The following is a 14182-nucleotide window of genomic DNA, read 5'->3' on the forward strand; positions in this document are numbered from 1 at the left end:
TGTCCATGAAGCTGAAATCGCATTGGTGGTGGGATCATACTGCAAGGGATTTCTCCGAATTCGAGATGGAGAAGTTCGTCGCGATCCTGCCGATCGCCGCTGTCGAGCAGCACGGGCCGCATCTTCCGGTTCGCGTCGATGCCGCGATCAACGCGGGCGTCGTCGCGCGCACGGTCGAACTGATGGACGACGACCTGCCGGTGCTGGTCCTGCCGATGATGCCGGTCGGCAAGTCGGTCGAGCACACCGCCTATCCGGGCACGCTGACCTTCAACTACGATACGCTCGCCAAAATGTGGTTCGAGCTCGGCGAAAGCGTCAATCGCGCCGGCTGCCGCAAGATCATCTTCGTCAATTCGCATGGCGGCCAGCCGCAGGTGATGGACATCGTCTGCCGCGAGCTGCGCATCAAGCTCGACATGTTCGCCGTCAGCGCCTGGGCGAGTGCCGGCGCCGACTTCTCCGACCTGTTCGGCGCCCATGAGATGAAGCACGGCATCCATGGCGGCGAGGCGGAGACCAGCGTCATGCTGCACCTGCATCGCGAGCTGATCGACATGCAGTATGCCGAGGATTTCGTGCCGGTCTCCGTCGAGCTCGAAGCGGCCGGCGGGTTGCTGATGCCGGAAGGCCGGATCGGTTACGGCTGGCAGACCCAGGACGTCCAGCCCTCTGGCGCCTGCGGAAATGCTGCGGCCGCCGATGCCGAGCGCGGCCGCCTCTATGTCGAGCGTAGCGCCGCCAACCTCCTGAAGCTGATCAGAGAAGTCCTGGATTTCCCGCTCGACCGGATTACCTCCAGAACCATGTATAGGGGTTGACCGACTTGACGACCCCACGCGCATCATACGGCGTTGCAGGCCCCGAAAGGGGCGAGCTCCTGCTCGATGACGGCGTCGTGCTGGTGTCCGATATCTATCGTCCGCAAGGTGAGGGCACATTCCCGGTCCTCTTGATGCGCCAGCCTTATGGGCGGGCCATCGCCTCCACATTGGTGCTCGCGCATCCTTCCTGGTACGCATCGCATGGCTACATCGTGGTCATCCAGGATGTGCGTGGCTGCGGCGATTCCGGCGGCGTCTTCGAGGCCTTCGTCGGCGAATTGGCCGACGGTGCGCGCACGCTGGAATGGGCAGCCGACTTGCCTGGAAGCAACGGCAAGGTGGGCCTCTACGGCTTCAGTTACCAGGCGGTGACACAGTATTTCGCCGTTGCCGGCAAGGGAAGCGTGCGGCCGGATGCGATCGCGCCTTCCATGGGCTCCTGGATGCCGCGCGACGACTGGGCTTACGAAGGCAATGCCTTCCGGCTCGGGCTCAATGCCGGCTGGGCGGCGCAGATGGCGCAACTGACGGCGGCGCGTCGGGAGGATGCCAAGACCTATGCGGAGATCGGTGCCGCCGGTGACGATGGCGCCCTTCGCGACCTGCTTGTCTCAAGGCCCGACATATCGCATCTCGACAAGTGGGTGGCCGATGAGAAGGACTACTGGGACGCGGTATCTCCCGGCGTGCTGCTGGCCGATGATCCGCTCGATATTCCGGTTCTCCACACCGGCGGCTGGGCGGATTTCCTGCTCCAGGGCACCTGGGCTGCCGATACAGCCTTCCGGCGGAAACATCGGAACAGTACCCATCTGGTGATCGGCCCCTGGGCGCATGCGCCCTGGAACCGCGCCGGCGGCGGCACCGACATGGGGGCGGATGCGGAATTTTCGATCGATCGCGCGCAACTCGCCTTCTTCGATTTCTATCTCAAGGGTTTTGGCGAACGGCCGCAGCCTGTGCGGTTCTTCGACATGGGGCAGCGGCGTTGGCTGAGCCTTTCCGGCCGACCGGAGGTTTCCGAAGCCGACTTTTTCCTCTCTTCCTCCGGGCTCGGCGCGGCAATGGTCAGCGACGGCAGGCTCCTTGGCGAAACCGGCGGCGAGATGCGGGATACGTTCGTCCACGATCCGACCCGCCCGACACCGCTCGTCGGCGGCCATCTGGGGGTGCCGCAAGGCTTTGCCGACCGTGGTAGCCACGACAATCGTGCCGACGTCGCCGTCTACACGACCCTGCCTTTCGAGGCGGCGCGGTTCTTCGTCGGCGAGGCCGCGGCCGAGATCGAGGTGGATACACGCTCCGAGGGCTTCGATCTCTGCGCGACGCTGTCGCTCGTCGCGTCGTCCGGAGAGGCGAGGGTGCTGAGCACCGGTTATGCCCGCCTTGAAGGCGGCCGGCGGTTGTCAGTGCGCGTCAGCCTGCGCCCGGTCTGTGTCACCGTGTCGGAAGGGTCTTCCTTGCGGCTTTCGCTGCAGGGCGCCGGCGCGCCGGCCTTTGAAGTTCATCCCGGCGACGGGCCGTTCGCTTCCGTGCCCGAGATGGCGCGGCGCCCCATCACGATTTCCATCTGCCATGGCGGGGCGACGCGCTCCCGCCTGATCATGCCCGAGGCTCCCGAAAATGTCGCATAAGCACTACCTGACGCTCGACAACATCACGGCCACCTACGGCGATTCCGTTGCCGTCAGCGGCCTCACGATCGAGGTCGCCAAGGGGGAACTCCTATCGCTGCTGGGGCCTTCCGGCTGCGGCAAGACGACGACGCTCAGGATGATCGCCGGTTTCGTGCAGCCATCCGAAGGCCGCGTCATCCTTAACGGCGAGGACATCAGCAAGCGGCCGGTGCACACTCGCAATATCGGTGTCGTTTTCCAGTCCTACGCGCTGTTCCCGCATCTGACGGCGCTCGACAATGTCGGTTTTGGCCTGCGCATGCGCCATGTCGGCAAGGCGGAATGCCGCGCCCGTGCTGCCGCAGCTCTCGATACCGTTGGTCTCGGCGCCTATTACGATCGTTATCCGGGCCAGCTTTCCGGGGGGCAGCAGCAGCGCGTGGCGCTTGCCCGCGCACTGGTGATCGAGCCGGACGTGCTTCTGCTCGACGAGCCGCTTTCCAACCTCGACGCCCATCTTCGGGCCGACATGCGCACCGAAATCCGCACGCTGCAGCAGCGGCTCGGCATCACCACCGTGTTCGTTACCCACGACCAGCAGGAGGCGCTTGCGATGTCGGACCGCGTCGCCGTGATGAACAAGGGGCTGCTCGCCGAGATCGGCACGCCCGTCGCGCTCTGCGACCGGCCGCATTCGCCGTTCACCGCCTCCTTCCTCGGTGCCCGCACGGTGATCGAGGGGCGGACGGAGAATGGATTGTTCAGCGCGCCTGGGCTGACCTGCGAAGGCGCGCCTCCCGGTGCGACCCGCCTCGTGCTGCGCGCCTCGCGCCTCAGGCTTTCCGACGAACCGGGGCCGTTGCATCTCTCCGGCACGCTCGTCAACGCAGCTTTCCTCGGCGACACATACGAAGCCGATATCCAATCCGCATGCGGCACGATCCGCCTGATCGTGCCTTCGGATATGCCGCCTCCGCCCCTCGGGACGCCGTGCAGCATCCAGACCCAGCCGGGTGGCGCCACATTCATCTGACCGAACAAGGGGAACCAAGACATGAACGTCTCGCGTCGTACATTCAACAAGCTGATTGCCGGTGCCGGCCTTGCCGCACCGTTCCATATCATCCGTCCCGCCTCAGCACAGGAGCCCAAGAAGGGCGACGAACTCGTCGTCGGCATCTGGGGCGGCGCGCAGGAAAAGATCGTCAAGGAACATGTCGAGAAGCCGCTGGTCGAGAAATACGGCTGCAAGGTCAGCTACGTTCTCGGCGGTACCGGCGATCGGCGCGCCCGCGCCTATGCGGAGCGCGGCCGTCCGAGCTTCGACGTTCTCTACCTCAACATCTTCGAAAGCCGCCAGGCAGTGAAGGACGGCGTGACCCAGGCGCCGACGCCGGCGGTCAAGAACTTCGAGGCGCTTTACCCGAGCGCTCGCAAGGGCGGTTACGGCGTTGCCTTCAACCCCTGCACCATCGTCTACGACAAGACCAAGGCGTCGAAGCCGATCACCTCCTGGAAGGACATGTGGAACCCGGAATGGAAGGGCCGCATCGCCTGGCCGGATGGTCTGGGTGCCGAAGGCATTTCCGCGCTGATGATGGCCGCCCGCGTCTGGGGCGGCGATGAAAAGAATGCCGACATCGCCTTCGAAAAGGTCAAGCAACTGAAGCCGTTCGCGGCGATCCAGGGCAGCCAGGCGCAGCTTTTCGAAATGTTCGACCAGAAGCTCGCCGATCTTTCCGTCGAGTTCGGCAGCTTCACGCAGTCCTATGTCGAAACCCGCAATCCCAACATAGCGATCGCCAAGCCGGTCGAGGGGCAGGCGCTTTCGATGAACGTCGCCTGCATCACCGAAGGCACGAAGAACCAGAAGCTCGCCGAGGAGTGGATCAACCTGCATCTCTCCGAGCCCTGCATGCTCGCCTATGCGCGCCAGATCTACTATTCGCCGACCGTCAGCAACATCACGGTCCCCGACGACCTCAAGGCGAAGCTCGTGCTCGGCGACGAACAGGTCAGCAAGCTCGTCGATTTTGATTGGGACGTGATCAATGCCAGCCGCGCCAAGTGGCAGGCGAAATACGATCGGGAGATCGCGGGATGAACCGTTGGATCGGGCCGGCGCTTGCAGCGCCGGTTACCCTTTGGCTGCTTCTGTCCTTCGCGGCGCCGATGTTCGTGGTACTCGTGCTCTCCCTGCACGAGTATCCCGATCCTTTCGGCCCGCTGTTCATAACGCCGTCGATCGCCCAGTTCCGGGATATCGTCTCCGACAGCTTCTATTTCGGCGTCGTTTCCGAAACCATCCTGCTCGGCCTCGGCGTCACCGTCATCACCGCGCTTCTCGGTTATCCGCTCGCCCACTGGCTGGCGCGCATGCCGGTGAAATACCGCGCGGCCGCCTTCGCCGTCATCCTCATTCCGCTGCTGACCAACGTCGTGGTGCGCTCGCTCGGCATCATCCTGCTGCTGGCACCCGAGGGTCTGATCAACTCGGTCACCGGCCTGATCGGCATTCCGCCGGCGAGATACATGCTGTTCACCCATGGCGCCGTCGCCGTGGCGCTGGCGCAGGTCTTTTTGCCATTCATGGTGCTCGCGCTCTACGACAACCTGCAGGGCACTTCGCCGCGCGTGCATGAGGCGGCCCAGAGCCTCGGTGCCTCGCCGGCGGTCCGGTTCCTCACCGTCGATCTGCCGCTCTCGCTGCCCGGCCTGCGCTCCGGCGCCGTCATCGTCTTCCTGATGGCGACCACGGCTTACGTTTCCGCCTCGCTGCTCGGCGGCAAGAAGGTCTGGACCACCGGCATGCTGGTGCTGCAGGAGGCGATCAAAAACCTCAACGCGCCGCTCGCGGCCGCCCTCGCCATGATCATGACGGTAACCGGTCTCGCCTTTGCTGCGCTCTGCGCCTATTGCCTCAACCGATTGATGCCGTGGCTGAGGGGGAGGCCCAGCAATCCCTGGAGCATTCCGCGCTGGATCGTGCCGGTGATCGATATTTTCGGGCCGATCGTTTCGAAACTGCTGCTTGCCACCTCCTTGCTGTTGCTGCTGCTGCCGTTGGTGCTCGTCTGCATCCAGAGTTTCAACGACGTGCCGCAGGCGACGGCTTCCGGTTTTCGTGGCTTCACGCTGAAGTGGTACGAGGCCGTATTCTTCGCGGGGACCTATGCGGATGCCTTCTGGGTCTCGGTGCGGCTCGCCGTTACCTCGATGCTGGTGGCGCTGGCCCTGTCGCTGCCGGCTGCCTTCGCGCTCGCCCGCTATCCCTTCAAAGGGCGATCCGCGCTGCTCACCTTCTGGCTGCTGCCGATGTCGCTGCCGCATGTGGCAATCGGCGTCGGCATGCTGCGGCTCCTGCAGATCTACCTGATCGTGCCGCCGTTCCTCGGCCTCGTGGCAATCCATGTGATCGTCATCCTGCCCTTCGCGATCACGCTGCTGACGACCTCGGTCATGGGCCTCGACCGGGCGCAGGAAGAAGCGGCGGCAAGCCTCGGGGCAAGCCCCGCGCGGCGGTTCTTCCTGATCATCATGCCGGGACTGGCGCCAGGGCTGTTTGCGGCGGGCATCGTCGGTTTCCTCCTGAGCTTCGGCGAGGTGACCGTCACGAGCTTCCTGACCACCGCCCGACTGACGACCCTGCCGGTGCGCATCTACTCGGAATCGACCTTCAGCCTGGAGCCGACCGCGCATGCGATCTCGGCGGTGCTGATCGTCTTCACCGTCATCGCGCTGGTGCTGGTGGGCAGGGTGGTTCGCCTCGATCGTCTCTACGCACGATAAATGGCAAACGACAGCGGGCCGGTCGTCCGGCCCGCTTGACAGGCATACTGAAAACCGACAGTTATCCTCTCAATTCCGAGGGGGGCATCTTGACGATGCTGAGATGGCGGTGAGCCGGACCCTTGAACCTGATCCGGGTCATGCCGGCGTAGGAACGGAAATAGGCGTCCTCCGACGGCACTTTCTCTTCTCCGCTTTCACCTGGATCTCCGTGATTGACTGATCTGGAGATCGACCGATGATATCCATTCTTTCCGTTGTCCCCAAGGGGTATCCGGCCCTGGCGTGCAGGTCCGACGTGTAGCATCATGCGCGCGTCCCATGCGGTCATCGGCCTCGTCCTGCTTGTCGTTCTCTGGCAAGCGGGCGTCTGGCTGTTCGCTCCGCCGCGTTATATTTTGCCGTCTCCCCTTGCCGTCGCTTCCGCCTTCTGGCGGCAGCCGGGTTTCCTGCTGCAGAACAGCGTCGTCACGCTGACGGAAATCGCGCTCGGGTTGGTGATCGGGGCTGCCCTCGGCATCGCCACCGCCTTCGGTGTTGCGGCGCTGCCGCGGCTTGGCCGTGTCGTCTGGCCGATGGTGCTGATCCTGCAGGCCTTTCCCGTCTTCGTGCTGGCGCCGATCCTGGTTCTGTGGCTCGGTTTCGGGCTTGCCTCGAAAGTGGCGATGACGACGATCATCATCTTCTTTCCCGTCGCTTCCGCCTTTGCCGACGGCCTTCGCCGCACCGATCAGGAAATCCTCGACGCCGTCTCGCTGGAGGGTGCAAGCCACTGGCAGACGCTGGTCTCGATGCGCGTGCCGCTGGCGATCCCGAGCCTCGTCTCAGGCCTCAGGGTCGCGGCACCGCTGGCGCCGCTCGGAGCTGTCGTGGGCGAATGGGTCGGCGCGTCCGGCGGGCTCGGTTTCGTCATGGTCCAGGCCAATGCGCGCATGCAGACCGACACGGTGTTCGCGGCCATGACCATACTCGCCATCCTCACCCTCATCTTGCGGCTTCTCATCGACCGGCTGACGGCCGGTCTCGCCCCTTGGGCGAGCGAAGCCGATCCTGCATTCTCATCCGCATCAAGGAGCTCCGTCCGATCATGATCCGTATCCTCACCGCGTCCTTCATCGCGCTGGCCAGTCTGGCTGCGCCCGCACCCTCCCAGGCGGCCGACAAGCTCAGCGTGCTGCTCGAATGGTTCGTCAATCCGGATCATGCGCCGATGGTCATCGCCCAGCAGCGCGGGCTGTTTGCCGATGCAAAGCTCGACGTCGAGCTCATCCCGCCATCCGATCCGTCCGCAGTGCCGCGGCTGGTTTCGGCGGGGCAGGCGGATATCGGTATCCACTACCAGCCAAACCTCTATCTGGATCATGAGGCCGGCCTGCCGCTCATACGTTTCGGCACGCTGGTCGAGACGCCCTTGAACACCGTGACGGTTCTGGCGGACGGTCCGATCAAGAGCCTCAGGGACCTGAAGGGCAAGAAGGTCGGCTTCTCCGTCACCGGCTTCGAGGATGCCATGCTGAAGCGCATGCTGGCTTCGGAAGGTCTTTCCAACGACGATGTGGAACTGATCAACGTCAATTTCTCGCTGTCGCCGTCACTGATCGGAGGCAAGGTGGATGCCACGCTCGGCGGGTTCCGCAATTTCGAGCTGACCCAGATGAAGCTCGAAGGCCATCCAGGCCGTGCGTTTTTCCCCGAGGAACACGGCGTGCCGGCCTATGACGAACTGATCTTCGTCACCCGCCGCGATTCTGCTGCCGACAGCCGGCTGCCGCGCTTTATGCATGCCGTCGAACAGGCTTCGATCTTCATCACCAACCATCCGCAGGAAGCCTGGCAGTTGTTCATCAAGGCCTATCCGAACCTCGATGACGAGCTGAACCGCACGGCCTTCTTCGACACGCTGCCGCGCTTCGCCAAGCGTCCGGCCGCGCTCGACCAGGGCCGCTACCAGCGTTTCGCGACCTTCATGCAGGAAATGGGGCTGATCAAGACCGCGCCGCCGACCGGCGACGTCGCGGTCGAAATCAAATAGGCCAAGTCGCTGATATCGTTTGATTTGAGCTCCGGGGTTCGCGTAACGTGATTTCCATGCCAGATAGGCTTTCCACGTTACGTACCCCGGAGTTTGCTTGACCATCGGACTTGCCCATGCGGAATTGATCGCGGTTCTGTCCGCCGTCACCGGCGACGAGCCGCGTGTCATGACGGTTCGCTCCGGAGATGCGCTGCCGTCGGGGCCTTTCGAGCTCGGCCACAGGAGCCTGCAGGCCGGGCTTCGCGAATGGGTGGGGGACCAGACGGGCCATCCGCTCGGCTATCTCGAACAGCTCTATACGTTCGCCGACCGCGACCGGACCCATGAGGATGCCGAGGGCCGGACGATCTCGATCAGCTATCTCGGCCTCGTCCGCGAACAGGCAGCACCCGGCGCGGGAAAACCCGGCTGGCATGGCTGGTACGAATATTTCCCCTGGGAGGACCATCGCGGCGGGACGCCGGAGATCCTCACCGCCATCACCGGCCGTCTGCAGGATTGGGTTGCGGCCGAACCGGCGCGGCGCGAGCACCGCCGGCGCCGCGTCGATTTCGCCTTCGGCCTCGACGGTGCCGCCTGGAACGAGGATCTCGGCCTGCAGCGCTACGAGTTGATGTACGAGGCGGGGCTCGTCACCGAGGCGGGCTGCGCGCCGGCCAAAAGTTTCGGCCGTTCGATGTTTGCCGATCACCGCCGCATCCTGGCGACCGGGATCGCGCGATTGCGCGCCAAGATCAAATACCGCCCGGTCGTCTTTGAATTGATGCCGGAGAGTTTTACGCTGTCGCAATTGCAGCACACCGTCGAGGCGCTTGCCGGCCTCACCCTGCACAAGCCGAATTTCCGCCGGCTGATCGACCAGCAGGAGCTGATCGAGGAAACCGGCGAGACAACCAGCGAGACCGGCGGCCGGCCTGCCAAGCTTTTCCGCTACCGCCATGCCGTGCTCGAAGAGCGCGCGCTTTCGGGTTCGAAACTTCCGCTTTCACGCAATTGACATAAACTCGAATCGAGAATATCTCTTTGCGCCGGATATACTCACTTCGAGTATAAAAGGAGCAGATCATGAATTCTCCGCTTTCGGTTTCCTCGCTTTACGACCGTGTCAGCCGCGTCATCCCGAAAGCCGAGTGGATGAGCTACGAGGCGGATGTCGCAGCGATCCTCGAACTCAAGCGCACGCGCAACGCCGTCATCCTCGCGCACAACTACCAGACGCCGGAGATCTTCCATGGCGTCGCCGATATCGTTGGCGACAGCCTGGCGCTCGCCCGCAAGGCGATCGACGTGGATGCGGATGTGATCGTGCTGGCGGGCGTTCACTTCATGGCGGAGACGGCAAAGCTGCTGAACCCGGGCAAGACGGTGCTGATCCCGGACATGGCGGCGGGCTGTTCGCTGGCGGATTCGATCACGCCGGAAGACATCGCGCTGCTGCGGCAGGCGCATCCGGGCGTGCCGATCATCACCTATGTGAATACGTCGGCGGCGGTGAAGGCGGCGTCCGATATCTGCTGCACCTCCGGCAATGCCAAGCAGGTGGTGGAGTCGCTTGGTGTCCCGAAAGTGCTGATGATCCCGGACGAATACCTGGCGCAGAACGTGGCGCGGGAAACCAGTGTCGAGATCATCGCCTGGCACGGCCATTGCGAAGTCCACGAACTGTTCAATGCGCAGGATGTTCGCGATCTGCGCGAGGCGCATCCGGGCGTGGTGGTGCTGGCGCATCCGGAATGTCCGCCGGAAGTGGTGGCCGAGGCCGATTTTGCCGGTTCGACGGCCGTCATGTCGGATTATGTCGGCCAGAAAAAGCCGGCTCGCGTCGTGCTTTTGACCGAATGCTCGATGAGCGACAATGTCGCCGTGCATCACCCGGATGTGGAATTCGTGCGGCCCTGCAATCTCTGCCCGCACATGAAGCGGATCACGTTGTCGAACATCCGCAAGGCGCTGGAGGAGAACCGGCACGAGGTGACCGTCGATCCGTCGATCGCGGTCGCCGCCCGCCGCGCGGTCGAGAGGATGCTCGCCATATGACCGAGATTTTAGACCATCTCGCCGGCCGCGTCGCGATCGTCGGCAGCGGTCTGGCGGGGCTGGTGACGGCGTTGACCCTGGCGCCGCAGCCCGTCGTCCTGATCACCCGTGCGGCGCTGGGTGCGGAAACCTCCAGCGCCTGGGCACAGGGCGGTATTGCGGCGAGCCTCGGTACCGACGACAGTGCGGACCTGCATCTGGCGGATACGCTCGCCGCCGGTGACGGAATTTGCGATCCGACTGTGGCGGCTTCGATCCTGAGGCAAGCCCCGAACGCCATTGCCATCCTGGAAAAATTCGGTGTGCGTTTCGACCGGGTCGCCGACGGCTCGCTTTCGCTTGGCCTGGAGGCTGCCCATTCGCGGCGCCGAATCGTGCATGTGGCAGGCGACGGGTCGGGTGCGGCGATCGTCCGGGCTCTGGTCGAGGCCGTTTCCAGGACGCCGTCGATTACGGTGCTTGATGGCGTCGAGGTTCGTCGGCTTTTGACAAATGACGATGCGGTTTCCGGCCTGCTCTGCGCGGCGGGCTCGGGAGCGGTTGTTGTTCCGACCGCGCGGGTGGTTCTGGCGACCGGCGGTCTCGGCGGGTTGTATGACGCGACCACCAACCCCACCGGCAATTTCGGCCAGGGCGTCATGCTTGCTGCGCGCGCCGGTGCGGTGGTTGCGGATATGGAATTCGTACAGTTCCACCCGACGGCGCTGGACTCGCAGCGACGGCCGCTGGCTCTGGTGAGTGAAGCGGTACGCGGCGAGGGCGCGGTGCTGGTCAACGAAAAGGGCGAGCGTTTTCTCGCCCGCGAACCGGGTGCCGAACTTGCTGCGCGCGATATCGTGGCACGGGCGATCAGCGCCGAGATTGCCCGGGGTGGTCGCGTCTTCCTCGATGCCCGGCCGGCGCTTGGAAGCGGTTTCTCGAGCCGTTTCCCGGCGATCGACGCGCTCTGCCGGGAGGCGAGCGTCGATCCCAATTCCGACCTCATTCCGGTTCGCCCCGCCGTTCATTACCACATGGGCGGGGTGGCGACCGACGTGAACGGGCGCAGCTCGTTGCCAGGGCTGTGGGTGGTCGGGGAGGCCGCCTCGACCGGCCTCCACGGCGCCAACCGGCTGGCCAGCAACTCGCTGCTCGAAGCGGCGGTCACGGGCATGCAGGCTGCGCGGGACCTCTCGGGAACTTCCGCCGAAACCGCGTTTAGGGTAACCGATGTCGAGCTGCCCGTGCCGGCGGATATCTCCGCCGTGCGGCCGATCGTCTCACGGCATCTCGGTGTCCTCAGAAATGCCGGTGCTATTCATGGCGCGATCGCAGGCCTGTTGCCGCTTGTCGAAAGCGAAGGATCCGCTGCCGATCCGGCGATCGTCGCTTTGCTGATCGCTGTCTTCGCATCGCTGCGGAAGGAATCCCGCGGCGCCCATGCCCGCACCGATTTCCCGTTGAAGTTCGCCTATGTGGAGCGGCGGCAGATGAGCCTTGCCGAGGCGCTGGACATTGCCCGCGCGACTGCCTCCCATCCCCTTGCCCGGAGTGCCTGACACATGACCCTTGCCGCCCTTCCGCGACTTCTTGTCGAACCGCCCGTGCGCGCAGCACTTCTGGAGGACCTCGGACTTGCCGGTGACGTGACCTCGACAGCAGTCATTCCCGCCGAGCATCGCTCCACCGTTGTCATGGCGGCCCGCAAACCTGGCGTCATCGCCGGTATGGACGCCGCCGAACTCGCCTTCCAGCTCGTCGATCCGAAGATTGTCATGACCCGCCATATCGAGGACGGTGGGGCGGTGAAGCCCGGGGACGTGATTGCGACGATCGAAGGTCCGTCCCGCGGGCTTCTGACCGGCGAACGCACGGCGCTCAATTTCCTCGGCCACCTCTCCGGCATCGCCAGCGTCACGGCCGGCATCGTCGCGGCGATAGAAGGTACCAAAGCCTCGGTCGTCTGCACCCGCAAGACCACGCCGGGGCTCCGCGCGCTCGAAAAATACGCCGTTCGCGCCGGCGGCGGCATGAACCATCGTTTTGCGCTCTATGACGCGGTGCTGATCAAGGACAATCACGTGGCGATCGCCGGCGGCATCGCCGAAGCCATCCGCCGTGCCAAGGCCGGCGTCGGGCATATGGTGAAGATCGAGGTGGAGGTGGATACGCTCGACCAGCTTCACGAAGCCATGGAGGTCGGCGTTGATGCGGTGTTGCTCGACAACATGACGCCGGACCAGCTTCGCGAAGCTGTCGGCATCGTCGGTGGCCGGGCGATCACCGAGGCCTCGGGCGGGATCACGCCGGCGACGGCCCTAGCCGTTGCCGCCTCGGGTGTCGACCTGCTCTCCGTCGGATGGATCACCCACAGCGCGCCGACGCTGGATATCGGGCTCGATTTCCGCTCTGCAAATTAGCGGCGCCCGAGTGCTTTCGGAGCCCTTGAAAACAGTGCTAGATCTTTGATCCGAAACAGCGAACGGGCAAGGAGTGCGAGATGCCGAAAATATCCGGGGACCAGATCGATGCGGTGTTGGCGCTTGTCGATGCCGATATCGACAAGAGCCTCGCGCGCCTCTTCGATCTGATCCGCATTCCGAGCATCTCCACCGATCCCGGCTATCGCGATCAGTGCAAGGCGGCAGCCGAGTGGCTGAGCCGCGACCTCGCCTCCATCGGCTTCGATGCGTGCGTGAGGCCGACCACGGGCCATCCTATGGTCGTCGCGCACCAGAAGGAGGCGGCCGGGCCACATCTGCTGTTCTACGGGCACTACGACGTCCAGCCTGTCGATCCGCTGGCGCTCTGGACCAGCGATCCGTTCGAGCCTCGGCTGGAGCCGCTGCCGAATGGAGATACCGCGATCGTTGCGCGTGGGGCCTCGGACGACAAGGGCCAGATGATGACCTTCGTCGAGGCCTGCCGTGCCTGGAAAGCGGTGACCGGAAAACTGCCTGTGCAGGTCAGCATTCTCTTCGAAGGCGAGGAGGAGGCGGGTAGCCCGAGCCTTGCACCGTTCCTCGATGCGACTGCCGCCGAGCTGAAGGCGGATATGGTCTATGTCTGCGACACCGACATGTGGGACCGCGAAACGCCGGCCGTGACCACCATGCTGCGCGGGCTCTACAGCACCGAGATCGAGATCGCCTGCGCCGACCGGGACCTGCATTCCGGCATGTTCGGCAATGCTGCCCGCAACGCGCTGCAGGTGCTGTCGGATGTCGTATCGAGCCTGAGGACGCCGGATGGCGGAGTTGCGGTCGAAGGTTTTTACGACGGCGTCAAGGAACTGCCGGAAGCCATCAAGGCGCAGTGGCAGCGGTTGCCGTTCGACGAGAAGGGTTTTCTCGCCGATATCGGGCTGAATATTCCGGCGGGCGAGGCGGGGCGGTCCATCCTCGAACAGGTCTGGGCGCGGCCGAGCTGCGAGATCAACGGCATGAGCGGCGGTTATACCGGCGAGGGGTTCAAGACCGTCATCCCGGCCAGGGCGACCGCCAAGATTTCCTTCCGTCTGGTCGAGGGGCAGGTGCCGGAGAAGATCCGCGATGCTTTCAAGGCGCATGTTCAGGCACGCATCCCGGCGGATTGCTCGGTGACGTTCAAGGATTTCGGCCTGGCGCCGGCCACCGTCATGCCGGTCGAGAGCCCGTTCCTGACGAAGACGCTCGCAGCGCTTTCCACCGAATGGGAATGCGAGGCAGCACTTGCCGGAACCGGCGGCTCGATCCCGATCATCGGCGAGTTCAAGCGCCGGCTCGGCTGCGATGCGCTGCTGGTCGGCTTTGCCCGCTTCGACAACCGCGTTCACAGCCCGAACGAGAAATACGACCTGTCGAGCTTCCACAAGGGCATCCGCTCGTGGGTTCGCATTCTCGCCGAGCTTGCGGACTGATCCC

The 14182-nt window shown here is 64.3% G+C and carries 12 protein-coding genes and 1 riboswitch; all 12 genes read left to right on the plus strand.

All coding sequences use genetic code 11. The features are described from left to right. Positions 1–5 precede the first annotated feature (5 nt). Complete coding sequence (locus J2857_RS05640) at positions 6–821, plus strand: creatininase family protein (protein ID WP_210009008.1); 816 nt, start codon at positions 6–8, stop codon at positions 819–821. A 5-nt stretch (positions 822–826) separates the two neighbouring features. Then, a complete protein-coding gene (locus J2857_RS05645; protein ID WP_210009009.1) occupies positions 827–2458 on the plus strand; it encodes a CocE/NonD family hydrolase in 1632 nt (543 codons plus the stop codon). Next, positions 2448–3473, plus strand: coding sequence for an ABC transporter ATP-binding protein (locus J2857_RS05650; RefSeq protein WP_210009010.1), 1026 nt, complete (start codon positions 2448–2450; stop codon positions 3471–3473). Before J2857_RS05645 ends, J2857_RS05650 begins: the two co-directional genes overlap by 11 nt. 21 nt (positions 3474–3494) lie before the next feature. Beyond that, positions 3495–4544 (plus strand): ABC transporter substrate-binding protein, encoded by a 1050-nt coding sequence (locus J2857_RS05655; RefSeq protein ID WP_210009011.1) that lies wholly within the window; start codon positions 3495–3497, stop codon positions 4542–4544. Further along, positions 4541–6229, plus strand: a complete 1689-nt coding sequence (locus J2857_RS05660) for an ABC transporter permease subunit (RefSeq protein ID WP_210009012.1) — start codon at positions 4541–4543, stop codon at positions 6227–6229. The genes J2857_RS05655 and J2857_RS05660 overlap by 4 nt, the downstream gene beginning before the upstream one ends. A 68-nt stretch (positions 6230–6297) precedes the next feature. Further along, a riboswitch (TPP riboswitch) is annotated at positions 6298–6401 on the plus strand. A gap of 136 nt (positions 6402–6537) precedes the next feature. Further along, positions 6538–7320 carry an ABC transporter permease gene (locus J2857_RS05665; RefSeq protein ID WP_210009013.1) on the plus strand — a complete coding sequence of 261 codons (783 nt, stop codon included), beginning with the start codon at positions 6538–6540 and terminating at the stop codon, positions 7318–7320. Continuing rightward, entirely contained in the window at positions 7317–8261 is a 945-nt protein-coding gene (locus J2857_RS05670) for an ABC transporter substrate-binding protein (protein ID WP_210009014.1), read from the plus strand. The genes J2857_RS05665 and J2857_RS05670 overlap by 4 nt, the downstream gene beginning before the upstream one ends. A 97-nt stretch (positions 8262–8358) precedes the next feature. After that, entirely contained in the window at positions 8359–9261 is a 903-nt protein-coding gene (locus J2857_RS05675; RefSeq protein WP_210009015.1) for an NUDIX hydrolase, read from the plus strand. A 68-nt stretch (positions 9262–9329) separates the two neighbouring features. Then, on the plus strand, positions 9330–10301 hold the full coding sequence (nadA, locus tag J2857_RS05680; protein ID WP_210009016.1) for a quinolinate synthase NadA: 972 nt from the start codon (positions 9330–9332) through the stop codon (positions 10299–10301). After that, positions 10298–11839, plus strand: a complete 1542-nt coding sequence (locus tag J2857_RS05685) for an L-aspartate oxidase (RefSeq protein ID WP_210009017.1) — start codon at positions 10298–10300, stop codon at positions 11837–11839. Before nadA ends, J2857_RS05685 begins: the two co-directional genes overlap by 4 nt. Before the next feature lie 3 nt (positions 11840–11842). Beyond that, positions 11843–12700 (plus strand): carboxylating nicotinate-nucleotide diphosphorylase, encoded by an 858-nt coding sequence (nadC, locus tag J2857_RS05690; protein ID WP_210009018.1) that lies wholly within the window; start codon positions 11843–11845, stop codon positions 12698–12700. Positions 12701–12780: 80 nt separating this feature from the next. Beyond that, on the plus strand, positions 12781–14178 hold the full coding sequence (locus J2857_RS05695; protein WP_210009019.1) for a M20/M25/M40 family metallo-hydrolase: 1398 nt from the start codon (positions 12781–12783) through the stop codon (positions 14176–14178). The last annotated feature ends 4 nt before the right edge of the window (positions 14179–14182 follow it).

The organism is Neorhizobium galegae (genome assembly GCF_017877055.1).
Lineage (GTDB): Bacteria > Pseudomonadota > Alphaproteobacteria > Rhizobiales > Rhizobiaceae > Neorhizobium > Neorhizobium galegae_D.